At 61.4% G+C, this 22,807-nt stretch carries 26 protein-coding genes and 1 pseudogene; 13 read left to right on the forward strand and 14 right to left on the reverse strand.

The features are described from left to right. Positions 1–52: 52 nt before the first annotated feature. From IEX53_RS23875 to IEX53_RS10590, 3 genes are all read left to right on the forward strand, one after another. A complete protein-coding gene (locus tag IEX53_RS23875) occupies positions 53–712 on the forward strand; it encodes a thermonuclease family protein (protein ID WP_236016129.1) in 660 nt (219 codons plus the stop codon). Continuing rightward, a complete protein-coding gene (locus IEX53_RS10585) occupies positions 709–1,341 on the forward strand; it encodes a uracil-DNA glycosylase family protein (RefSeq protein ID WP_373288625.1) in 633 nt (210 codons plus the stop codon). The genes IEX53_RS23875 and IEX53_RS10585 overlap by 4 nt, the downstream gene beginning before the upstream one ends. 117 nt (positions 1,342–1,458) lie before the next feature. Further along, positions 1,459–1,938 carry an Lrp/AsnC family transcriptional regulator gene (locus IEX53_RS10590; RefSeq protein WP_188824138.1) on the forward strand — a complete coding sequence of 160 codons (480 nt, stop codon included), beginning with the start codon at positions 1,459–1,461 and terminating at the stop codon, positions 1,936–1,938. Positions 1,939–2,228: 290 nt separating this feature from the next. On the opposite strand, the gene pssA is transcribed toward IEX53_RS10590, so the two are convergent. The 6 genes from pssA to IEX53_RS10620 all read right to left on the reverse strand — a co-directional run bounded on the left by pssA (position 2,229) and on the right by IEX53_RS10620 (position 8,201). After that, positions 2,229–3,044, reverse strand: a complete 816-nt coding sequence (gene pssA / locus IEX53_RS10595) for a CDP-diacylglycerol--serine O-phosphatidyltransferase (protein WP_188824139.1) — start codon at positions 3,042–3,044, stop codon at positions 2,229–2,231. Between the two features lie 5 nt (positions 3,045–3,049). Beyond that, positions 3,050–3,748, reverse strand: coding sequence for a phosphatidylserine decarboxylase (locus tag IEX53_RS10600; protein WP_188824140.1), 699 nt, complete (start codon positions 3,746–3,748; stop codon positions 3,050–3,052). A gap of 128 nt (positions 3,749–3,876) precedes the next feature. Then, entirely contained in the window at positions 3,877–4,167 is a 291-nt protein-coding gene (locus IEX53_RS10605; RefSeq protein ID WP_188824141.1) for a GIY-YIG nuclease family protein, read from the reverse strand. A gap of 279 nt (positions 4,168–4,446) precedes the next feature. After that, the gene (locus tag IEX53_RS10610) at positions 4,447–6,342 is read right to left on the reverse strand and encodes an ABCB family ABC transporter ATP-binding protein/permease (protein WP_188824142.1); all 1,896 of its coding nucleotides are present in this window, start codon (positions 6,340–6,342) and stop codon (positions 4,447–4,449) included. Then, positions 6,332–6,748, reverse strand: coding sequence for an ArsR/SmtB family transcription factor (locus tag IEX53_RS10615; RefSeq protein ID WP_188824143.1), 417 nt, complete (start codon positions 6,746–6,748; stop codon positions 6,332–6,334). The genes IEX53_RS10610 and IEX53_RS10615 overlap by 11 nt, the downstream gene beginning before the upstream one ends. A gap of 271 nt (positions 6,749–7,019) precedes the next feature. Beyond that, entirely contained in the window at positions 7,020–8,201 is a 1,182-nt protein-coding gene (locus IEX53_RS10620; protein WP_188824144.1) for an Ig-like domain-containing protein, read from the reverse strand. A gap of 201 nt (positions 8,202–8,402) precedes the next feature. On the opposite strand from IEX53_RS10620, the gene IEX53_RS10625 reads away from it, so the two are divergent. Together IEX53_RS10625 and IEX53_RS10630 are read left to right on the forward strand one after the other, a co-directional pair. Beyond that, complete coding sequence (locus IEX53_RS10625) at positions 8,403–9,008, forward strand: LOG family protein (RefSeq protein WP_188824145.1); 606 nt, start codon at positions 8,403–8,405, stop codon at positions 9,006–9,008. A 43-nt stretch (positions 9,009–9,051) separates the two neighbouring features. Then, complete coding sequence (locus IEX53_RS10630) at positions 9,052–10,050, forward strand: CorA family divalent cation transporter (RefSeq protein WP_188824146.1); 999 nt, start codon at positions 9,052–9,054, stop codon at positions 10,048–10,050. A gap of 228 nt (positions 10,051–10,278) precedes the next feature. Here the strand turns inward: IEX53_RS10630 and rarD are convergent, their stop codons facing one another. The 5 genes from rarD to cysS all read right to left on the reverse strand — a co-directional run bounded on the left by rarD (position 10,279) and on the right by cysS (position 15,606). Continuing rightward, positions 10,279–11,193, reverse strand: coding sequence for an EamA family transporter RarD (gene rarD / locus IEX53_RS10635; RefSeq protein WP_188824147.1), 915 nt, complete (start codon positions 11,191–11,193; stop codon positions 10,279–10,281). 166 nt (positions 11,194–11,359) lie between these two features. Continuing rightward, positions 11,360–12,973 (reverse strand): citramalate synthase, encoded by a 1,614-nt coding sequence (cimA, locus tag IEX53_RS10640; RefSeq protein WP_188824148.1) that lies wholly within the window; start codon positions 12,971–12,973, stop codon positions 11,360–11,362. 51 nt (positions 12,974–13,024) lie between these two features. Continuing rightward, on the reverse strand, positions 13,025–13,498 hold the full coding sequence (locus IEX53_RS10645) for a GFA family protein (protein WP_188824149.1): 474 nt from the start codon (positions 13,496–13,498) through the stop codon (positions 13,025–13,027). Further along, the gene (locus IEX53_RS10650) at positions 13,495–13,878 is read right to left on the reverse strand and encodes an endonuclease domain-containing protein (protein ID WP_188824150.1); all 384 of its coding nucleotides are present in this window, start codon (positions 13,876–13,878) and stop codon (positions 13,495–13,497) included. Before IEX53_RS10650 ends, IEX53_RS10645 begins: the two co-directional genes overlap by 4 nt. Before the next feature lie 228 nt (positions 13,879–14,106). Further along, positions 14,107–15,606, reverse strand: a complete 1,500-nt coding sequence (cysS, locus tag IEX53_RS10655; protein WP_188824151.1) for a cysteine--tRNA ligase — start codon at positions 15,604–15,606, stop codon at positions 14,107–14,109. Between the two features lie 468 nt (positions 15,607–16,074). Here cysS and IEX53_RS10660 point away from each other — a divergent pair, with 468 nt between their 5' ends. Together IEX53_RS10660 and IEX53_RS10665 are read left to right on the forward strand one after the other, a co-directional pair. Further along, positions 16,075–16,404 (forward strand): DMT family transporter, encoded by a 330-nt coding sequence (locus IEX53_RS10660; RefSeq protein WP_188824152.1) that lies wholly within the window; start codon positions 16,075–16,077, stop codon positions 16,402–16,404. 144 nt (positions 16,405–16,548) lie between these two features. Continuing rightward, positions 16,549–16,713: a hydrolase gene (locus tag IEX53_RS10665; protein ID WP_188824153.1), complete on the forward strand. Its 165-nt coding sequence runs from the start codon at positions 16,549–16,551 to the stop codon at positions 16,711–16,713. Here IEX53_RS10665 and IEX53_RS10670 read toward each other — a convergent pair. Further along, the gene (locus IEX53_RS10670; RefSeq protein ID WP_188824154.1) at positions 16,710–17,330 is read right to left on the reverse strand and encodes a LysE/ArgO family amino acid transporter; all 621 of its coding nucleotides are present in this window, start codon (positions 17,328–17,330) and stop codon (positions 16,710–16,712) included. The two genes, IEX53_RS10665 and IEX53_RS10670, sit on opposite strands and share 4 nt — an antisense overlap. 108 nt (positions 17,331–17,438) lie before the next feature. After that, a complete protein-coding gene (locus IEX53_RS10675) occupies positions 17,439–18,209 on the reverse strand; it encodes an SOS response-associated peptidase (protein ID WP_188824155.1) in 771 nt (256 codons plus the stop codon). 75 nt (positions 18,210–18,284) lie between these two features. Here IEX53_RS10675 and IEX53_RS10680 point away from each other — a divergent pair, with 75 nt between their 5' ends. The 6 genes from IEX53_RS10680 (at position 18,285) to IEX53_RS10705 (ending at position 22,353) form a co-directional block, all read left to right on the forward strand. Next, positions 18,285–18,716, forward strand: a complete 432-nt coding sequence (locus tag IEX53_RS10680) for an NUDIX hydrolase (RefSeq protein ID WP_188824156.1) — start codon at positions 18,285–18,287, stop codon at positions 18,714–18,716. Positions 18,717–18,803: 87 nt separating this feature from the next. Further along, positions 18,804–19,160, forward strand: coding sequence for a TIGR02301 family protein (locus IEX53_RS10685; RefSeq protein ID WP_373288629.1), 357 nt, complete (start codon positions 18,804–18,806; stop codon positions 19,158–19,160). A gap of 181 nt (positions 19,161–19,341) precedes the next feature. After that, a complete protein-coding gene (locus tag IEX53_RS10690; RefSeq protein ID WP_188824157.1) occupies positions 19,342–19,599 on the forward strand; it encodes a hypothetical protein in 258 nt (85 codons plus the stop codon). Positions 19,600–19,764: 165 nt separating this feature from the next. Beyond that, on the forward strand, positions 19,765–20,550 hold the full coding sequence (locus IEX53_RS24255; protein WP_188824158.1) for a hypothetical protein: 786 nt from the start codon (positions 19,765–19,767) through the stop codon (positions 20,548–20,550). Positions 20,551–20,563: 13 nt separating this feature from the next. Then, positions 20,564–21,478 (forward strand): helix-turn-helix domain-containing protein, encoded by a 915-nt coding sequence (locus IEX53_RS10700; RefSeq protein WP_236016130.1) that lies wholly within the window; start codon positions 20,564–20,566, stop codon positions 21,476–21,478. A gap of 125 nt (positions 21,479–21,603) precedes the next feature. Beyond that, entirely contained in the window at positions 21,604–22,353 is a 750-nt protein-coding gene (locus tag IEX53_RS10705; RefSeq protein WP_188824160.1) for an SDR family oxidoreductase, read from the forward strand. A gap of 58 nt (positions 22,354–22,411) precedes the next feature. Here the strand turns inward: IEX53_RS10705 and IEX53_RS10710 are convergent. Next, a pseudogene (locus tag IEX53_RS10710) lies at positions 22,412–22,780 on the reverse strand (HAD family hydrolase); the annotation flags it as partial. Between the last annotated feature and the right edge of the window lie 27 nt (positions 22,781–22,807).

Here is a 22,807-nt window from a genome sequence, read left to right on the forward strand (position 1 = left end):
AGCTTTACGTTAGATAAATAATCAAATACCGCAATCGAACAGTGTAGGAACCATGTATCGGCGCATGTACCGGCGCGGCAGATGGTATTATGACGGCGAGCCTCCCCGGCGGCGGCCGTTGCGGCGTCTGTTCGACTGGTTCCTGGCAATCGCCTTCTTCGCCCTCGGCGCGCTGGTGGTGGCGCGTCTCGAAACCTCCCCGCCCACGGGTGAGCCCGTGACGGGGCCCGCGCGGATCATCGACGGCGATACGCTCGTCATCAGCAGCCAGCACATCCGCCTTGCCGGAATCGATGCGCCCGAGATGGGCCAAAGCTGCCGCCGTGGCGGGCAGGATTATGCCTGCGGCGTGGAAGCGCGCGATGCGCTGAAAGCGCTCATCAACGGGCGGAGCGTGCGCTGCACCGGGCGGGGCATCGACAAATACCAGCGGCTCCTCAGCGATTGCCGGATAGGCGGGACGGACCTCAACCGCCAGATGGTCGAGGAAGGGTGGGCCGTCGCCTATGGCCGCTATGCCGGGGAGGAGGAGATGGCCCGGACCATGCGGCGGGGCATATGGGCCGGAACCTTCGAACGTCCGCAGGACTGGCGAAAGGCGCGGCAAGCGCAGGAAGCGCTCCCCAATGCGCCCTCACCCCTCGAAACCTTCCTGCGGAAGCTCTATCTTTGGCTCAAGAGCCTTATCAAAACCACTCTGGAGCAAATGTGACCTATCAAAGCCGCTTGCGGGACGAGATCTCGCAGTGCCGCGTGTGCTTCGACGCGCCGCGCCATGGCAAGCCGCTGCCGCATGAGCCGCACCCGGTTTGCGTGATGTCGCGGACGGCGCGCATCGCCATATGCGGGCAGGCGCCCGGCATCCGCGTCCATAATACGGGCGTGCCCTTCAACGATCCCTCGGGCGACCGCCTCCGGCAATGGCTGGGCGTGACGCGCGAGGAATTCTACGATCCGGCCCGCTTCGCCGTCATCCCCATGGGCTTCTGCTTTCCGGGCTATGACGCCAAGGGCGGCGACTTGCCGCCGCGCAGGGAATGCCGCGAGATCTGGCATGATCGCGTCTTCGCCGATATGCCGCAGTTGAAGCTCATCATCGCCATCGGCCAATATGCGCAGGCCTACCATATGCCCGACCGGCGCCAGAAGAGCCTGACCCAAACCGTCGAGAACTGGCGCGCCTTCCTCGAAGCGCCCGATAAAGCCGGACGTATCGTGCTGCCCCTGCCCCACCCCTCCTGGCGCAATAGCGGCTGGCTGAAACGCAATCCCTGGTTTGACCGGGAACTTGTGCCTGTTTTGCAGCGCCTTGTTCAGGAATTGACCGATAACGGAAAATAAATTCGCCTAAGCACGATATAAGTAGAAAGCCTTTCTTGGATACTCTAGCATTCATGCTGCATAAGGTATTCCATTCTTAAGCGCATGAGCTTTCGTGCATTATCGAGAGGCGACGCCATGGACAGACTGGACCGGAAAATTCTGCGGCTTCTGCAGGAAGATGCAACGCTGGCGGTTGCTGACGTCGCCAAGAAAGTCGGGCTTTCCACGACGCCCTGCTGGCGGCGCATCCAGAAGCTGGAGGAGGACGGCGTCATCAAGCGGCGCGTGGCGATTCTCGATCCGGTGCGGATCAATGCGCGGGTGACCGTCTTCGTGTCGGTCCGCACGAGCTCGCATAATCACGAGTGGCTGAAGCGCTTTTCCGAAGTGGTGACGGAATTCCCTGAAGTCGTGGAATTCTATCGCATGAGCGGGGATGTCGATTATCTCCTGCGCGTCGTCGTTCCCGACATCGCCGCCTACGATTCCTTCTACAAGCGCCTCATCGCCAAGATCGACATTCGCGACGTATCGTCATCCTTCGCGATGGAGCAGATCAAATACACGACCGAGCTGCCGCTCGACTACATGTCGCTGGACAAGGAACCGGGCTGAGGGGCCTAGCGCCGTTCATGTTTTGATGGAATGGCCTGAATTCAGCTTTTGGACCGTTGTTGCCATGGAGAGGTAGAGGAATGGATCCCAGTGACAAGCACTGGGATGACGGTTTGCTTTGGTGCTGGCAGGTAAAACTTCAACCTCCCCGCTCGGCGGAAGCATATCCGGTAGTGAAAAAACATCTCCCCCCGTCATCCCAGTGCTCGTCACTGGGATCCATGCCTCTGCGGTGACGCGACCGGAACGATGAAAGTGTCAACCAACCGTTTCTCTAAATATGAAAAGGTCTAATCCTCGCTCCGGCTCGCCGCCTCCGCCGCCATGCGCTTGCGCCAGGCGGCGACGCTGAAGGGCAGGAAGGCGAGATAGGCGATCGCCGTCAGCGCCAGGGTCTGCCATGTGTAGCTCATCAGGAAAGCGACATAGAGAACGACGCCGAGAATGAGCGGCATCACCGCGTCGCGTCGCACAAGGCCCGCTGCCTTGCCATTATAGACCGGCAGGCGGCTGACCAGCAGGAAGGCGATGGCGACGGTGTAGATGGAGGCGAAATAGGCGATGGTCCGCGAGGGATCGAGCCCGAGAAAGCCGAGATAGACCGGCAACAGCACCAGCATCGCTCCCGCCGGAGCGGGCACGCCGATGAAATAATTGCCGAGCCAGGGAGGCTGGCGCGGGTTCTCGATCATGACGTTGAAGCGCGCGAGCCGCAGGCAGCAGGCGATGCAATAAAGCAGCGCGGCGATCCAGCCGAAGGCACGCGCCTGGTCGAGCATGTAGAAATAGAGCACCAGCGCCGGGGCGACGCCGAAATTGACGATATCGGCGAGCGAATCCATCTGCGCGCCGAATTTCGACGAGCCCTTCATCATGCGCGCGACGCGCCCGTCTATACCGTCGAGGAAGGCGGCGACGAGCACCATCGACACCGCCATTTCGAACCGATTCTCGAAGGCGAGGCGCACGCCCGTCAGGCCCGCGCAGATGGCGAGGACGGTGATGACATTGGGGATCACCATCCGCATCGGTATCTGCGAAAGGCGCGGCCCCCTGCCCTCTTCGGCGGGACCGTTCGGCTCGAAAGGCGGAAACGGCGTTTCCATGGGCGTCAGATCGTCCGCACGAGCGCGGCGGGCCGGTCGCTGCCGAATTCAGCGAGAACGGTCTCGCCCGCCACCGCCGTCTGGCCGACCGCGACGCGCGGGGTGGCTCCCTCAGGCAGATAGACATCGACGCGCGAGCCGAAGCGGATGAGGCCGAAGCGCTCGCCTGCGCCCAGCGGCTCGTCTTCCTTGACCCAGCAAACGATGCGCCGCGCGACGAGGCCCGCAATCTGCACCGCGCCGACCTTGCCGTGAACGCTGTCGATGACGAGACCGTTGCGCTCGTTTTCCGCGCTCGCCTTGTCGAGCTCGGCATTGAGGAACTTGCCCGGGCGATAGGCGATCCGCTCGATGCGGCCCGTCACCGGCGCGCGGTTCACATGGCAGGAGAACACATTCATGAACACCGAAATGCGCAGCATCGGCTCGCTGCCGAGGTCCAGCTCGCGCGGCGGGATGGCCGGGCCGACAGACGACACCTTGCCATCGGCCGGGCTGATCACCAGCCGGTCATCCTGCGGCGTGACGCGCTCGGGGTCACGATAGAAATAGATGCACCAGATGGTGAACACCAGGCCGACCCAGAACAGCGGGTCCCAGAACCAGCCAAGCACGAGCGACGCCAGGAAAAACGCCGCAATGAAGGGATAGCCCTCGCGGTGAATGGGCACGAACGTGTTGCGGATGGTATCGAATAGGCTCATGGTCAATCCTCTATTTGCCCACTCCATAGTGGAGAATAGAGCGATGAGCAAACCTGATTGTGCGCGCTTGGTGTATTGCGGGCCGAGCTATTACGTGTGTTTTGCCGATAAGGCACAGACAATAGCAGCTAAACAAGATGCCAGGCGATATCGTTCCAGTGAGGATTTGTTCGCTCGATCAGATTGATTTTCCACTGTCGCGGCCAGCCCTTGATTGTCTTTTCACGAGCGATGGCATCGACTATCAGTTCGAACTCGTCGAACCATACCAGCCGCATAACGCCATACCGATCGACAAATTTGGAACCGTGCCCGGAGCGATGCTGCAACAGCCGGCCCGACAGGTCGCTTGTCATACCGACGTAAAGCGTCCCGTTTTTCTTCGATGCCAAGATATAGACATATCCCCGCCGTGCCATGAAGCGAATGTTACGCGCATCTATATTCCGCGCAAGTATTTCGTACGTAGTTGAGGCGGAGACGTCGAGGCATGGATCCCAGTGACAAGCACTGGGATGACGGGTTGCTTGGCTATTGGGGAGTCAAACTCCCCTCCTCGCCGCTTGGCAGAAACATACCCGATACGGGCAAAACATCTCCACCCCGTCATCCCAGTGCTCGTCACTGGGATCCATTCCTCTACTCCTCCATGACAACAACGGCCACAAACATGGGGGACGGGACGGTGGTGTTTGCCCTCACTCCCCCGCCGGGACGCCCCTATCCAGCACCCCCAGTTCATCCTCCTGCCGCATCTGGCGCAGGCGTTCTTCGGCTTCGGTGGCTTCGCGCTGGCGGTCCCACATGGAGGCGTAGAGGCCTTTTTTATTGAGCAGCGTGCGGTGGGTGCCGCGTTCGGCGATGAGGCCGTCTTTCAGCACGATGATCTCGTCCGCGCCAATCACCGTGGACAGGCGGTGGGCGATGACAAGCGTGGTGCGGCCCCTGCTGACGATGTCGAGCGCGGACTGGATTTCCTGCTCGGTTGCCGTGTCGAGCGCCGAGGTGGCTTCGTCGAGGATCAGGATCGGCGGGGCTTTCAGGATGGTGCGGGCGATGGCGACGCGCTGTTTTTCGCCGCCTGAGAGTTTCAGCCCGCGCTCGCCGACCATGGATTGGTAACCGTCAGGCAGGAGCTTGATAAAGTTGGAGATCTGCGCCAGGTCGGCGGCGCGCTCCACATCCTCCTCGCTCGCGGTCATGCGGCCATAGCGGATGTTGTAGGCGATGGTGTCGTTGAAGAGCACCGTATCCTGCGGCACCATGCCGATGACTTTGCGCAAGCTCTCCTGCGTCACGTCGCGGACATCCTGCCCGTCGATGGTGATCGCGCCCTCCTGGATATCGTAGAACCGGAACAGCAGGCGCGAGATGGTGGACTTGCCCGCGCCCGAGGGGCCGACAATCGCCACGGTCTTGCCCGCCGGCACCTCGAAGCTGATGCCTTTCAGGATCGGACGGGCCGGGTCATAGGCGAAATGCACGTCGTCGAAGCGGATATTGCCCTCGGTGACGATAAGGGACTTCGCGTCGGGCTTGTCCTTCACTTCCTGCTCGACATCGAGAAGGTCGAACATCTGCTCGATGTCGGTCAAGCCCTGCCGCACCTCGCGATAGATGAAGCCAATGAAGTTGAGCGGCACGGACAATTGCATCAGCAGCGCGTTGATGAAGACGAAATCGCCCAGCGACTGCGTGCCGGCCATGACTTCCCGCGCCGACATGATCATGAGGATCGCCATGCCTGCGCCGAAAATCACCGCCTGGCCGAAGTTGAGCCAGCCGAGCGACGTCCATGTCCGGGTCGCGGCTTTCTCATAGCGCGCCATGGAGGCGTCGAAGCGCTTGGCCTCCATCGCCTCATTGCCGAAATATTTGACGGTCTCGAAGTTCAGCAGCGAGTCGATGGCCTTGGTGTTGGCGTCGGTATCGGAATCGTTCATCTCGCGGCGGATGTCGATGCGCCAATCGCTCGCCTTGATGGTGAACCAGGTATAGAGCCAGACCGTGACGGCCACGACGAGAAGATACCAGAAGCCGTAGGCGAAGGCGAAGATGAGGGCCGTCAGCGCAAATTCCAGCACCGTCGGCAGTGTGTTGAGGATCGTGAAGCGGACGATTGCCTCGATGCCCTTGGTGCCGCGCTCGATCACCCGCGACAGACCGCCGGTGCGCCGCTCCAGATGAAAGCGCAGCGACAGTTCATGCATGTGGACGAATGTGCGGAAGGCAAGCTGGCGCACCGCATATTGCCCGACGCTGGCAAAGAGCGCGTCGCGCAACTGATTCAGCCCCGCCTGCACGATGCGCGCGACATTATAAGCAACCACCAGCATGGTGGCGCCGATGAAAAGCGCGGGAATATAGTCCGGTGCCTGAAACTGCCCGTTCAGCGCATTCGTCGCCCATTTGAAGAAATAGGGCACGAGGATGAGCACGATCTTGGCGATGACGAGATAGAATGTCGCCCAGACCACCCGCATTTTCAGGTCCGGGCGGTTGTCCGGCCACATATAGGGCCAGAGATTGCGGATCGTCTGCAGCGTATGGCCGGAATCGGCGGAAACGGTTTTCTGATTTTTTTTATTCGACATGATTTTGTGGTTTTTTCCGCTGATCGGCATTGTTTTGACGCAAGTCCGGACGGAAAACCGCGTCACACTTTTCCTGGACTTGCTTGTAGTCCGCCAGATCGTTCAAATGAGATCGGATGGCGGCCAGCGCCTGAGGGTTCACGCTATAGCGGGACGACTGGCGTTCGGGCCGGTAATCGACGAGCCCGGCCTCGACCAGCACCTTCAGATGCTGCGACACGGTGGATTGGGCGAGGTCGATGGTGGAGACGATGTCCTTGAAGCAGCAGGCATCGCGGGCGAGGAGTTGGCGCAAAATGCGCAGGCGCACTCCATGGGCAAGCGCGTTATAAATGCGAACCGCCCGCGCATCTTCGCACTCACCGGCGAGGGATGATTCCAGATCGGGGCGGGAGCATTCTTTCATCGTTCATCGGCGATATACGATAAAATATGCTACGGCAAGGGGTGGGAAGTGAGTTTCGCTGTCAATTGACACATCGGCGGGACAGCGCCCCCCTCTGCCCTGCCGGGCATCTCCCCCGCATGGGGGGGGAGATTGGCCTTCATCAATGGCCGGCATCAATCGCTGACGTTGCAGGATAAGAGCCATCGACCGTATCAGCCAATCTCCCCCCTTGCGGGGGAGATGTCCGGCAGGACAGAGGGGGGCGCCTCGCGATGACGCCAATAGGTTCCTACCGCTTCGCCTTCAGCAGCCTCTCCGCCTCGTCATCCGGCAGCGGTTCGTTCGGCATGGAAAACACCTGCCCCGGCCAGATCAGGTCCGGGTTCCTGATCTGGTCGGCATTGGCGAGATAGATGGTCGTGTAGCGGGTGCCGCGGCCATAGGTGCGCTTGGAGATGGTCCAGAGATTGTCGCCCTTGCGGATGATGACCGAACCGGCGACGCTTTCGAGTGGTCGGGCGGCTCGCGTTGCGGCAGTCTGGCTTGTCGCGACAGGCTGTGATGCGCCCGCCTGCGGCGCGACGGCGGAGACATTCTCGCCAGCCTCGCGGTGGAAGGGAACGCGGGCGCTGGCGATTACGGTGCCGTCCTTTTCCAGAAGGTCCGCGCGGATGATGTAATCGCCCACGGCGAGCGGATGATGCCTCTCGACCAGATAGCGGCCCGTCGTCTCGACCGGCGCTTTGCCCAGCAGCGTTTCGTTGGCATAGACCGCAACCTGCTTGCCCGGCACGCCCTTGCCCGCGACGAAAACCGTGTCGCCCTCGATTTCCACCGCCTCGACGATGATCGGGGCGGGCTTCTGCTGCTCCTGCGATGTTGCGGGAGCGGCAATGGCGGCGCCAGGAGCCGGAGTGGCTTCAGGTGCCTTCGCCTGCGGCGTCGTGATCATGCGGCTCGCCTGCCCCGGCTCCTCCACCAGCGCCAGCACCTCGCCGTCGCTCTTTTCCGGCACGGAGACAATCGCCGTCTGCGCCGAGGTCGCGGCCTTGTTGTCGGCGCCGGTGGCGCGCAGCACGAGCTGATGGTCGCCCGGCTTCAGCGGCTTGTCGAGCGCGACCGCGAAATCGCCGTTCCCCGCTGCCTTCGCTGTGCCCACCACAGTGGAACCCGCGACGATATCGACACTCGACTCCGGTGCGGCCTTGCCTGCGACAACGACCGAGCCATCCGGCTCGACACGCAGGACGTCGAAGGAGGGAACAGTAACCTCCGCCTTGCTCTGCGCTGGCGGAGTGGCTTGCGGATTGGACGCGGGCGTTTCAGGCGCGGTGGCGGGCGGGACAGATGCGGCCACCGGCTCCGGCGCTTGCGGCGCGGTGCCCGGCAGCATACCCCGATAACCGGCTATCCCCGCCGCGACGATCACCGCGAGGAAGCCCAACAGCGCATAAGTCGTTCTTCTCTGCATATCCCCTGTCCCTTTTTATTATGATTTATCGCTTTTTTATCGGCCAGACAAGAAAATGCAGGGAATTGCACTGGTTAAATCATAGCTGCCTTAATTTTGCAGTTGGGGAGATCGGGCCACCCATACTTCCTATTCCCTTATTGCCCTACTGCCTTATATCCCGGCTTGACGCCTCTCGTCCGAACTGCCCTATTCCGCCTCATGAGCAAGATTCGATCCATATGCGTTTATTGCGGCTCTTCCACGGGCCAGAACCCACTCTATAAAGAGTCCGGTCTCGCGCTGGGCCGGGCGATTGCCGAGCATGGGCTTTCGCTCGTCTATGGCGGGGGCACGCGCGGCATCATGGGCGCGGTCGCCGAGGGCGTGATGGCGGCGGGCGGCAAGGTGACGGGCATCATCCCGAAATTCCTGATGCGCAAGGAAGCCACGGAAGAGGCGCTCGAACATCTGTCCGAACTCATCGTCACCGACGACATGCACCAGCGCAAGCAGCTGATGTTCCAACGCGCCGACGCCTTCGTGACGCTGCCCGGCGGCATCGGCACGGTGGAGGAAATCGTGGAGATGATGACCTGGGCGCAGCTCGGCCATCACAGGAAGCCAATGGTGCTTGCCAATATCGGCGGCTTCTGGCAGCCGATGATCGCCATGTTCGACCATATGCGCGCCGAGGGCTTCATTCATACCGGCCATCTGGTCAGGCCGCTGATTGTGGATAACGCCGAGGACATCATCCCCGCCATTCTCGATGCCGCCTCGCAGGGCGACGCGGAAGGTGACAAGGCCGTCATCGAAAGGATGTAAGTGAGTGAGATAGGGAATAGTGAGATAGTGAGGTAGAGACGGAATGCAGACTGTGCCCCCACTACTCACTTCTCACTCTCTCACTACTCACTTCAAGGAGGCCGGCATTGCCTCCTTCTATGCTTTCGATGCTTCGGGCGGGCGGGTGGCGCCGGATGATGCGCGCTGGACATGGGTTCATTATGCGCTGGCCGATACGCGCGGGCGCAAGGCCATCGAGGCGGAGGAGGCGCCTGCCCTCGTCAGGGAGAGCCTGCTTTCCGGCTCCGACCGCTATTACATCGAATATGAGGATGGCTGGCTCTTCGGCGAAATCCCCGACATGCAGCACGAGCATTATGGCGACGGGCGCGAGCCGGGCTATTTCCGCTTTTCCTTCAGCGAGAGCCGCTTCATCAGCGGGCGCAAGCATCCGCTGCAATCGGTCGATGATGTCAGGCAGGCGCTCGACCAGGGCCTCTTGAAGCCGCCCACCCCGGCCCGCCTGTTCGAGCGCATCATGCGCCGCTTCATGGAGCGGTTGCGGCTGCAGCTGTCGGTGCTCGGACAAAAGCTCGATTCCATCGAGGATCATATCGTCGACAATGCCTGGCAGGACGAAAGCGAGCGGCTGGTGCCGGTGCGCCGCCAGATCGTCGCCTCGCACCGCTATCTCTCGATCACCGCCAATCTGCTGCGGCATCTGGAACAGGCGCACCGCAAGGAATTTCCCGAGGAACTGGCCGATATCGTGGAGAACCTCTTGCAGCGGGCGGGCGCGCTGCATCAGGAGAGCGAGCAATTGCAATTGCGGGCGCGGCTGTTGCAGGAAGAGCTGATGGCCAAGCTCGCCCACCGCTCCAACCGGCTGCTCTATGTGCTCTCGGTGATGACGGCGGTGCTGCTGCCCTCCACCGTCATTTCCGGCTTCTTCGGCATGAATACCGCCGGAGCTCCCTTCGCCGACCAGCCGCACGGATTTTGGACGGTGGTTATCGTCGCGCTTGCGATCTCGGCGGGAGTGTTCTTGCTTGTGAGGCGGATTGGCGGCGCGGGGCGGTAGGCACTACGCTAGACCCCTTCACCCTCGCCCTTCGAGGCTCGCTACGCGAGCACCTCAGGATGAGGGTGAAGGGGCGCCGGCGCTTGTAACGCCTATGAAGGGCAGTCCCCTTCCATACTCCATGATAAGGGCGAAAGAGCGCGCGCTCCAGTAGCCCTCATCCTGAGGTGTGTAGTGGAGCGCAGCGGAACGAAGCCTCGAAGGACGAGGGCGCTTGGCCCAATCCGCTTAGGAACTTTTCTTCCGCGCCTCCGCCAAGCTCGACCAGGTATAAATCCCCAACCCCGCCCAGATCATCAGGAAGGCGATGAACTGCACCGTCGAGAATGGCTCCCTGAACCAGAACACGGCGATGAGGAAGATAATCGTCGGGCCGATATATTGCATGATGCCGATGGTGGTGTAGCGCAGGAGCTTTGCCCCGAAGGCATAGCAGATGAGCGGCGCGGCGGTGACGGGGCCTGCCATCATCAGCAGGAACACGTTCCATGACGGCCCGGCGACGAAATGATCCTGGCCATGGGCGAGCAGCCAGATGAGATAGCCGAACGCCGGGATGGAGAGGATCAGCACCTCCAGCATGAAGCCTTGCGACGGGCCGATGGGCAGCGTCTTGCGGAAGAAGCCATAGAAGCCGAAGCTGAGCGCCAGCGCGAGCGAGACCCATGGCAGGCCGCCCGCCTTGACGGTGAGCAGCACCACGGCGGCAACCGCCAGCCCGACCGCCACCATCTGCGCGCGGTTGAGCTTTTCATGCAGGAGCACCGCGCCGAGGAGCACGTTGAGGATCGGGTTGATGTAATAGCCGAGCGCCGTCTCCAGCGTCCGCCCGTCCGCGATGGCCCAGACATAAATGCCCCAGTTGATGGTGATCAGCCCGGCGGTGAGGCAGGCCATCAGCAGCATGCGCGGGTTGCGCAGCGCGGTGACGATGTCCCTGAGGTTCCCCATCAGGAAGAGGACGACCGCCGCGGCGGGAATCGACCAGAGCACGCGATGCGCCACCACTTCCGCCGCAGGAATGTGCGACACCTGCTTCATGTAGAGCGGCAGGAAGCCCCACATCAGAAAGGCCGAAAACGCAAAGCCGAAACCGCGAAGGCCGTCCGACATCCGGCCCCGGTCAAGGGTTGTGTCCGTCATGATTTTTATCTCCCTGACCTCGTTTCTGGCACGGATATTCGTGCCTGGCTATCCGGCTCTTGCTCTCAAGCTGGTATGAAATCCATTGAATTATTGTGATGAATGATGAATTTTGGTGATGCCTGCAAACGTGACACCCTCCTTCCCCCTTGCGGGAAGGGCGCTGCTACTCCGCCGCCACCAACCCTGCCATCTCGCGGTTCTTCATCAGCTTGTACACTACCGAATCCATCAGCGCCTGGAACGACGCGTCGATGATATTGTCGGAGACGCCGACCGTTCTCCACCGCGCGCCGGTGCCGTCCTGTGATTCTATCAGCACGCGGGTGACGGCGTCGGTGCCTCCATTGAGGATGCGCACCTTGAAGTCGGCCAGTTCCATGTCCTCTATCTCGTTCTGATAGCGGCCCAGATCCTTGCGCAGGGCGATGTCGAGCGCGTTGATGGGGCCGCGGCCTTCGGCGACGGACATGCGAACCTCGCCGTCGATCTCGACCTTCACCACCGCCTCCGAAACGGTCTTCAGATTGCCGATGGCGTCGAAGCGGCGTTCGACGATGCAGCGGAAGGAATCGACCGTGAAGAAATGGGGGATCGCGCCGAGGACACCCCGCGCCAGAAGCTCGAAGCTGGCATCGGCGCTTTCATAGGCATAGCCCGCCGCCTCGCGCTCCTTGACCAGCGCGATCAGCGTATCGAGGCGCGGATCGTCCTTGGCCACCTTGATGCCCCGCCGCTCAAGCTCTGCAATGAAATTGGACTTGCCGCCCTGGTCGGAAACCATGACGCGGCGGCGGTTGCCTACGGCTTCCGGCGGGACATGCTCATAGGTCGCGGGGTCCTTGAGCAACGCCGAGGCATGGATGCCGGCCTTGGTGGCAAAGGCGGAGGTGCCGGCATAAGCGGCTTGGCTCTGCGGCGCGCGGTTCAATATATCGTCGAAGGTGTGGGACAGGCGGGTGATGTTCGCCAGCGCTACCGGCGTGATGCCCGTCTCGAACCGGTCGGCCCAATAGGGCTTCAACATCAGCGTCGGGATCAGCGCCACCAGATTGGCGTTGCCGCAGCGCTCGCCGATGCCGTTGAGCGTTCCCTGCACCTGGCGGACGCCCGCATCGATGGCGGCGAGCGAGACGGCCACCGCCTGCTCCGTATCGTTATGGGCGTGGATGCCGAGCCGCTCGCCGGGCACGACCTTCCTCACCGCATGGACGATTTCCGCCACCTCGCCCGGTTGCGTCCCGCCATTGGTGTCGCACAGCACCACCCAGCGCGCACCCGCCTCATAGGCGGCGGCGGCGCAGGCGAGCGCATAGTCGGGATTGGCCTTGTAGCCGTCGAAGAAATGCTCGCAATCGACCATCGCCTCCTTGCCGGCCATGCGGGCGGCGGTGACCGACGTGGTGATCCCCTCGAGATTTTCCTCGTTGGTGCAGCCGAGCGCCACCTTCACATGGTAATCCCAGCTCTTGGCGACGAAGCAGACGGCGTCGGAGGCCGTTTGCAGCAGCGCCGACAGGCCGGGATCGTTGGAGGCCGAGACCCCTGCCCGCTTGGTCATGCCGAAGGCGACGAATTTCGCCCGTGCAGTCTGCCTGCGCTTGAAGAAGGCCGTGTCAGTGGGGTTCGCCCCCGGATAGCCGCCCTCGACATAATCCATGCCGAACTCGTCCAGCATGGCCGCAATCGCCTTCTTGGCCTCAAGCGAAAAGTCGATGCCCGGCGTCTGCTGGCCGTCCCGCAAGGTCGTGTCGTAGAGATAGATGCGCTCTTTTTTCATTGATTTGATCCTTTTCGACCGTGGGGGCTGGCACTCAGCTGCGGTTCGAAATCATGCGGGCCATTGGTCAGTATCATGGTCGGGGTGCTGATAGGAGACGAGCCCTTTCAGGAAGTTGACGGCGTGCGGGTCTTCCATCGTCGTATATCCCGGCAGCTGCGAAAGCGTATCGGTTTGCGGCAGCTTGCCCTCCATGCCCCATTGCACGGCCATTCCGATCTTTTCCGGATGATCGAAGGCGCCGATGGCGAGCGCGATACCGTCAGGCGCCTCATAGGTTAAGGGTGTTCCGCACTCAGGGCAGAAGCCACGCCTGACGTGATTTGACGATTGGAATCGTTTCGGTGTGTTGCGCGTCCAGGTCAACCCTTCCTCGGGGACGGAAACGAGCGACGCGAAGAAGTTTCCAAACGCCTTCTGGCACATGCGGCAATGACAGATCGAGCCGTCTGTCAGTTTGCCCTCCACGCGGAAACGGACGGCGCCGCACTGGCAGCCGCCGGTATAGAGTTCGGTCTGGGTCATTGTAGTGTCTCCTCCGTTGGCGAACCGGCGATGGTGACGATATGCCGGCATACGCCATCAATGTCCCGCAGGATGTCATCGTTCCAGAAACGGAGGATGCGCCAGCCATCCTGTTCCAGTCGCCTGGTCCGCTCCGTGTCCGCCACTGCCATTTTCTCCTCGCCGTGCTGCGAGCCATCTACTTCCACGATGATACGGGCAGTTGGACAAGCGAAATCCACGATGTAGCCGGCAATCGGCATTTGCCGCCGGAAGCTCAGTCCCATGAGCCGATGCGCCCGAAGCTCATTCCAGAGCTTCAGTTCGGCATCGGTCATTTTTCGGCGCATCGATTTGGCGTTTTTGCGGATGCGGCTGGGGACCGGAGTATGAGAGACCATTTCAATGCTCCCCTCGTCCTGCTTCGCTCGGCGCGAGCGGAGCGCACCCCCCTCTGCCCTGCCGGGCATCTCCCCCACAAGGGGGGAGATTCGCCATCATGAACGCTTCCGCCAATCGCGAACGTTGAATGCTGGCGCCACGGCCCCTGCCAGCCAATCTCCCCCCTTGTGGGGGAGATGCCCGGCAGGGCAGAGGGGGGTGAATCGCACGCACCATGTGGCCGGTTATCACCTCTTCACCTCCCACGTCGTCACGCGCTCACCTGTCGTCGGGTCCTTGCCGTCCATCAACTGCACACCCTGTTTCAACAACGCATTACGAATACGGTCGGCCTCGGCGAAGTTCCTCTCCTTTAAAAACACCAGCCGTTCCACGATGCTCGCCTCGATGGCCGCTTCGTCGATGGCAATGTCTTGCGCCTTGCCCGCCAGCCACTCGCTTTCCGTGATGGTGAGCAATCCCAGAAGGTTGGCGCTCTTTTTCAGGCTGCGCTTCGCCTCATGCGAGCCTTTGAAAGCTTCGCCGCGCAGTTCGTGCAGCACGGCAATCGCCTTCGAAGTGTTCAAATCATCCACCAGCGCGTCGAAGAGATCGGCACTGACATCATCGCCCCCGTCAACGTCGCCCACGGCGCGATACCAGGCGTCGAGCGTCTTTTCCGCTTCGGCGAGCGCGTTGGCCGTAAAATCAATCGGCTGCCGGTAATGCGTCATCAGCATCGCCAGCCGCAGCACCTCGCCCGGCCATTTGCGCCCGCCCAGCTTCTCGGTCGCGAGCAGCTCGTGGATCGTCACGAAATTGCCAAGGCTCTTCGACATTTTCTGGCCTTCCACCTGCAGGAAGCCGTTGTGCATCCAGATATTGGCCATGCGCTCGGTACCGAAGGCGCAGCAGGATTGGGCGATTTCGTTTTCGTGGTGCGGGAAGACCAGATCGATGCCGCCCGCATGAATGTCGAAGACGTTCTTTTGCGGATCGTCGCATTCTAGCCCGCCGCCAAAGGGTTTCAGCAGCTTGGCCATTGACATGGCCGAGCACTCGATATGCCAGCCGGGACGGCCCGGAACCGCGATGCCCGCCGGAGACGGCCAGCCCGGCTCGCCGTCTTTCGACGGCTTCCACAGCACGAAATCCATCTCGTCGCGCTTGTAGGAGGCGACATCGACGCGGGCGCCGGCGATCATCTCATCGAGAGAGCGGCGGGCAAGCGCGCCATAGCGCGGCAGCCCCGCGCTCTTGTCCATGGAGGCGACCGAGAAGAGCACGTGATCGTCGGCGACATAGGCGAAGCCCCGCTCAACCAGCCGGTCGATGAGCGCGCGCATTTCATCGAGATATTCGGTCGCGCGCGGCTGCTCGGTAGGGGGAAGGCAGCCGAGAGCCGCCACATCCGCCTGGAATTGGGCGTTGGTCGTCTCCGTCACCTTGCGGATCGCGTCGTTGAGCGGCAGGTCGGGATAGTCCCGCGCCGCACGGGCGTTGATCTTGTCGTCCACGTCGGTGATGTTGCGGGCATAGGTGACATGCGCCTCGCCATAGACATGGCGCAAGAGGCGGAACAGCACGTCGAAGACGATGACGGGGCGCGCATTGCCGATATGGGCATAGTCATAGACCGTCGGCCCGCAGACATACATGCGCACATTCTCAGGATCGATCGGCGCGAAGTCCTCCTTCCGGTGCGTCAGCGTGTTATACAGGCGCAATAGCGGCGCTGCCTTCGTCATATATGTCTCCCTGCCCGGTCGACGGGCGAAATTGAACGCAAGTCCGGCTGGCCGGGGCGTTGTCATCTTTTCAGGGGAGCAAGGAGACGAAAACGGCCGGGCCAGCGAGTTGCTAGCCGATAATGATCACACAAATGCAAATCGGTGCGGATGGCGTTTTCATGAAGCGCACTATTCCCGCCGGAGCGGGCGGCGTCAAGGGGCAGATGACAAGATGCTTAAACGTCTGTCAGGCAATTACTGTGATCCCAGCAAAATGATGCCGTCGAAAGGCGGCAGTCTCCCAAGCCGATCAGCTTCGATGATGATTGACACGTACAGCGTGGATTATGGTGCTTGAAAAGCCTTTTGAATTGAAATAGCAACACGTTGCCGAAAATAGAGTTGCAGGCTGGTAGCCCCTGCGCCCCTTGGGGTTCTTCTTCGCCACGGCGTTCACCTTTTTCGCTGTCTGACGAGGAACGCCCCGTGCAATATTTCTATCTCCTTATCGCAATTGCAGCCGAAGTTGTCGGCACATCCTTCATAAAGCAATCGAACGGCTTCACCAAGCTGGGGCCAACCCTCATCATGGGTGCCAGCTATATGGTTGCGTTCTATTTCCTCTCGTTGACGCTGCGAACTCTGCCCGTGGGCATTGCCTATGCGATCTGGTCAGGCGTGGGAGTCATCCTCATCGCAATCGTCGCGTGGCTGTTTTATGGGCAAAGGCTGGATGCCCCAGCGATAATCGGGTTGGCGCTGATTGTCGCAGGCGTGGTCATCATGAATCTATTCTCGTCCTCGGTGCCGCATTGAAGGGAATACGTGGCCTTCCGGCAACACATCTCATGGTTAACTCAAATTAACCTGAATTCCCCAAATCCGGCGGCAAGCAGCCTTTTTTCAGTCCGAATCCACGCAAGAATATAGGGCTCTAGAACAGAGGTAAGGAGCCCTGCCATGACCAAGAAAGCCCTGACGCCGCGACGGGACAGGCTGACCGAGCACTATCGCGAGATCGGACCGGCTGCACTGGTCGCCGCCCTGCTTGCCGCGCCGCGCGGACGCTCGGATGCGCGCAATGACAATCGCCGCTCGATCCTGACCCGCAAGAAACCGGCTTAACCGAGGCCGCCCGCAAATTGCCTGAGAAGGCTGATGCCGATTCCGGCCATCACGAAGCCGATCAGGCAATCGAGGATGCGCCAGGCGGCAGGTTTGGCGAAGACCGGCTGGAGCAGGCGCGCGCCATAGCCAAGCCCGAAGAACCAGACGAAGGACGCGACAGCCGCGCCGGCGCCATAGGCGATGCGGTCCGCCCCTTCGAAACGGGCCGAAAGGCTGCCCAAAAGCAGAACCGTATCGAGATAGACATGCGGGTTGAGGAAGGTGAGCGCCAGGCAGGTCGCCACCGCCGCCTTGAGGCTGGCCGCGCCCTTGCCGCGGGCTTCCATAGCCTCGGGCTTGAAGGAGCGGCGAAATGCTACGAACGCATAGGAAAACAGGAAAACCGCGCCGCCCAGCGTCACAGCCGCGATGAGCATCGGCGAATGCGCAAGCAGCGTTCCCAGCCCCGCCACACCGGCGGTGATCAGAAGCGCGTCGGAAAGCGCGCAGATCAGGCACAGCACGAAGACATGCTGGCGCAGCAGGCCCTGGCGCAGGATATAGGCATTCTGCGCGCCGATGGCGATGATGAGCGAGGCGCCCAGAAGGAAGCCGGAAAGAGCGGCGGAGAACATGTATCGGAATTTCCTGGGATTGCGTTGAGCAGCAGAGGGGGCGGAGTTTCATATATAACTACACCAGTGTAGTTATATATGAAACTCAGGTTCACGCGCGTAATTATATCAAAACATCGACAGCTGAGCACCTGAACTTGGTTCCGGCTTCTCTTCTTCTTTTGGCGGTCCGGCCTCTTCCGTCAAGCCCTGTTGAGCGCGTTCCTGAATGTCGGGCGAGACATTGCTCACGCGGTTGACCTTGTCGGATACAGGGATCGCCTCGAAGAAATCCGGCTCGGCGGGGCGCATCAACCGGGCGACATCGTGGGGCGGATTATGCCTGCAGTCGAGCCAAGGCTCGAAATCTCTGGGATTGATCACGACAGGCATCCGCTCGTGAATCGGACGGAGTGTTGCATTAGCTTCCGTCGTCAGGATCGCGCCGGTGTCGATCTGCGAGCCGTCGGCGCCAAGCCAGCTTTCCATGAGCCCGGCGAAGGCGATGAGGCCGCCATGGCGGGGGCGGACCCAATAGGCCTGCGCCCGCTTCTTTCCCTCGCGCCGCCATTCGTAAAAGCCGGAGGCCGGGACCAGCGCGCGGCGATAGGTGAGCGCGGCGCGAAAGGAATTCTTTTCGGCCGCCGTTTCGCTGCGGATGTTGAAGATGAGGGAGACGTCGCGCGGGTTCTTGACCCAGCCCGGAATGAAGCCCCAGCGCACCAGATGCCCCATGCGGGGCGGAAGATTGCCGCCCGGAGCCAGCGCATCGCCGGAGAGAACCATGAGGATCGGTTGGGTGGGCGCGATATTGTAGCGCGGCGGAAAATCATCCACCATCGCTTCAAAAAGCGCCTCGACCTCCTGCCGCGTCGCCGTCAATGAAAACCGTCCACACATGGGGAACGATGTTCCGCTTTTTGCCGTGTCCGTCAAGCTCTTGCGAATCTGGCAGTCGCGGCATACCCATTATCCATGGTCACTTCTCCTCCCATTATCCACGGCGTTTCGGTCATCTGCCGGGAGCATGGCCGCTTTTTGCTGGTGGAACGCGGGCGCGAGCCGTGGAAGGGATGGCTCGCTTTCCCGGGCGGCGGGCGCGATGCGGGCGAAACGCCGCAGCAGGCGGCGCGCCGGGAATTGCTGGAGGAAACCGGACTCACCGCCGAAACCCTGAAGCATTTCGCCACGGTCGACCTCTCCAAGGATAATGGCGGTACTTATGCCGCGAGCTATTATCTCGCCGTTTTCCGCGCCCATGGCGTCACCGGCGAGGCGCGGGCCGCTGACGACGCTGCCGCCATAGTATGGCTCGATCTCGATGAAATGGCCGCTTCACAGGTCACGCAGAGCACGCTCATCGTCGCCCGCGAGGTGGCCCGCTTCGAGGATGGCGGGGCGCGTTAAGCTTGTTCGGCGATGCTATCTTGAAGCCGGGATTGTTTCGCGTCAGAAGAACGAGAAGAATTGAGGGTCTCATTGAAACAGGCATGGATAGCGATAGTGGCAGCCGCTCTGATGGCCTTTCCGGCGGTGGCCAAAGCGGCGGAAAAGCCGCCTTATGAGGCGAAGCTCACCCGGCTGGCGGAGATTCTCGGCTCGCTTCATTATCTGCGCAATCTTTGCGGAGAGGAAGGAAGTGAGTGGCGAGACCGCATGAATGCCATAATTGCCGCCGAAAAGCCCGAAGAGGCGCGGCGCGCGCAGATGACTGCGAGCTTCAACCGCGGTTACAGGGCGTTCAGCGAGATATATACGAGCTGTACCGATTCGGCGGTTGCGGCGATCGACCGCTACATGAAGGAAGGGGAAAGCTTGTCCAACGAGATCGCCTCGCGCTATGGCAATTGAGCGCGTGACAAAAAGTGGCAGGCTTTTTGGATAAAATCATGCGATTAAGATTGTGTTAACTGCTGGAATCATCAGCGCTGCCGGATGATTAAAATTGGTGGTAATCTGTTAACGGGACTTTAAATCAGTCCGGACTGTCCCGTAGTACCGAACTAAATGGCGTAAAGCCCAGGGTGAAAAGATGGCACAAGCTCCAACCGATCTCGATGAACTCATCGCACGCGAGAAAAAGCTTGCCGCGATCGAATATCAGAACGAAGCCTGGGCCGATGGCATTTCCGAAGGCATCGAGCCCGAAATCCTCGCCGAGGCGGCCTTTGCGACCGCGCTGACGGAACTCATCCGCGATGCGGGCGACGAGTCCGCGCTGGCGCTGATCGAGAAGATGCGCGAGCAGATCATCGCGGGTGAGTTCGTGACGGACCGGGTGCTGCAGTAGTTTATGGGAGCAAGGGAATAGGGGAGTATGTTTCTGCATATTCCCGGCTTTAATTTCCTTATTCCCCTATTCCCTTGCACCCTTGTTCCCCTACTCCCTTTCGTGGGCACGTTTTCTGTGCCACCATGGCTTCCATCATCTGCCTCCCTTTTCAGATTCGTTGCCATGCCCCCCAGAAATCTCCGCACAATCCTCACCATCCTCCTCGTCAGCGCGGCGGCGCAGGCTCATGCACGTGCGCCCGGCGAGCCTGAACGGCTGGCCTTGAGCGACATCCAGACACAGGCCCAGACGACGCAGCAGCCCGCGCCCGAAGACACCAATCCAGCAGCGCAGGTGCCCACGCCCGAACCCGTCCAGCCGGCTCCGGGCGACCAGGCCCAGCCGCCGCAGGCGGAGCCTTCACAAGCGGAACCCGAGCAGGCCGAGCCAGGGGAAAATCTGCATGACCCGGCCCGTCCGCAGGTGAAGGAAAACGGCCCGCCGCCGGTCGTGGAATATGATTACAGCAAATTGCCCGCGCCGGTCCGCGAAACGCGCGAGCGCATCCTTGCTGCCGCCAAATCGGGCGATATCGAAGCGCTGCGCCCGCTTCTGGGCACCGGCGACGACATAACCGCCCTCTCGCTCAGCGGCTATGAGGGCGACCCGATCGAATATCTGAAGAGCCTTTCCGGCGACAGCGACGGGCGCGAAGTGCTGGCCATCCTCGTCGACCTGCTCGATACCGGCTATGTGCATCTGGATGCAGGCGGCCAGAACGAACTCTATGTCTGGCCCTATTTCTTCGCCTACCCCATCGACAAGCTGGCGCCGCCGCAGATGGTGGAGCTCTACCAGATCCTCACCGCCGGGGATTTCGAGGAGATGAAGAGCTTCGGCGCCTATGTCTTCTACCGCATCGGCATCAGCCCGGACGGGAAGTGGCAGTTCTTCGTGGCGGGGGATTGATCGTCCCACCGGCATGAATCGGCGGCTGCCATCCGCCCCGGACCGGACCTCTCCGGCGGGGCTTGCCCATTATATCGCTGGCCGGACGCTCCAGAGCGCCGATGGCCCGGCCTGGCAGGATGTCTTCATCCAGATCTTCTCGCATAACGCCACGCAGCAGCCATTTCTCGTGCCTGCGGTGGCCGAGCCGCTTATCGTCTGGATCGTGTCCGGACGCGCCGCCGTCGAAGAGCGCGACCTGGGCGGCGACTGGACCGCCAGCCGGGTGAGCGTCGGCGATTTCTTCCTGACCCGCTCGCCGGTTCCCTATGAATTGCGCTGGCGGGCCGAGGGAGACGAGCCATTCAAGGTGATGCATCTTTATCTCTCGGTCCCGCTCTTCGAAAAAATGGCGCGGGAGATCACCGGCCAGACGAGCGCCGTCACGCTGCGGGATGTTTCCGGCGAGCGCGACGAGATGCTGTCGCACATGCTGGCGCTGCTGCATGAAGAGCTGAAGATCGGCGCCGAAGCCAGCCCGCTCTTCGTCCAGGGCCTCGCCCAGAGCCTCGCCGCGCATCTTGTGCGCCGGTATGCGGCGAGCGATGCAAAAACGCGTCCGCGCAATGCCCTGCCGGGCGCGAAGCTTCGGCGGGCGGTCGCGCATATGGAAGCGCATCTCGACCGGCCATTCGATCTCAAGCAATTGGCCCAGGCGGTGGGATTGAGCGCCTTCCACTTCACACGGCTTTTCCGGCAGGCGACCGGCCTCCCGCCCTCGCGATATTTCATTCAGCAGCGCATCCTGAAAGCCCAGCAACTCCTGCAGGAAACCGACGCCAGCATTATCGAGATCGGCATGGCGGTCGGCTATTCCAGCCCGAGCCATTTCGCCCAAATCTTCCGGCGGGAAACCGGCATCTCGCCCAGCACCTATCGCCGCGATTGACGATTGTAGCAAGATCGCGACAGCTTCCGCAAAAGCGCGAGAGATCGGAACCCCCGCTTCTCCTTAAATCCTCTGCGAATGCCCCGGCTTCAAGGGCATCCCAGCATCGATAAGGAGAAACAATCATGACAAACATCAATGGAAAAGTTGCCCTCATCACCGGCGCATCCAGCGGCATTGGCGCGGCCACGGCGCGCAAGCTCGCCGAAGCAGGCGTGAAGGTCGGCATAGCCGCGCGGCGCGTGGACCGTCTGGAAGCGCTCAAGGACGAGATCGTGGCGAAAGGCGGCGACGCCCTGCCGATCGAAATGGATGTGACGGACGCGGCCTCGGTCGAAGCCGGCGTTGCCAAATTGATCGAGACCTATGGCTCCATCGACATCCTCTTCAACAATGCCGGTCTCATGCCCGCATCCGACATCGACCAGTTGAAGACCGACGAGTGGCGCCGCATGGTCGACGTCAATCTCACGGGACTGCTCAACACCACCGCTGCCGTCCTGCCGCAGATGATCAAGCAGCACTCGGGGCATATCTTCAGCACATCTTCCATTGCCGGACGCAAGGTATTCAAGGGCCTCTCGGTTTATTGCGCGACCAAGCATGCCGTCGCGGCCTTCTCCGACGGCCTGCGCATGGAGGTGGGCCAGAAGCACAATATCCGCGTCACCTGCATTCAGCCGGGCGCGGTCTCGACCGAGCTGTTCGAGCATATCAGCGACGGCAACTACCGGGAGCAGATGGAAGGCCTGCGCGACCAGCTGAGCTTCCTCAGCGGCGCTGATATTGCCGATACCATCCTTTTCGCCGCGCAAGCGCCCGCGCATGTCAATGTCGCGGAGCTGTTCGTGCTGCCGGTCGATCAGGCCTGGTAATCCACGCCAAGCAACTTCCTTCCCGCGACAGCGGGGAGGAACCCTATTCCAGCGTCTCCACCAGTTCCACCACGCCCGATATCCGCTCCAGCGTCTCGCGCACGTCAGGCAGGGTTTCGACCGGATGCGCCAGCATCTCGCGCCCGGCATCGAGTATCGCCTGGATGACATGGGCGGGCGCCCTGCCCTCCGTCACCTCCAGCGCCGTCTCGATCATGGACAGCGTGAAGCCCTTGATGCCGAAGCCGTAAATCTGGAGATTGCGCCGCTCGGCGTCGAGGAGGCGCTCGGTCAGGTGATCTTGTTCCGCATAGTCCGCGAGCAATGACGCAAAGCGCTCCTCCGTCAGGCGGAAGAACTGCTCGTTCTGCCAGAGCGTGTCATCGGCATCGAAGCCGATGGTGGTGATGGGGTGGTTGGCGCGCATGGTGTAACCCGATTTAAGATTGAAATG

Source organism: Paramesorhizobium endophyticum (assembly GCF_014640615.1).
Lineage (GTDB): Bacteria > Pseudomonadota > Alphaproteobacteria > Rhizobiales > Rhizobiaceae > Paramesorhizobium > Paramesorhizobium endophyticum.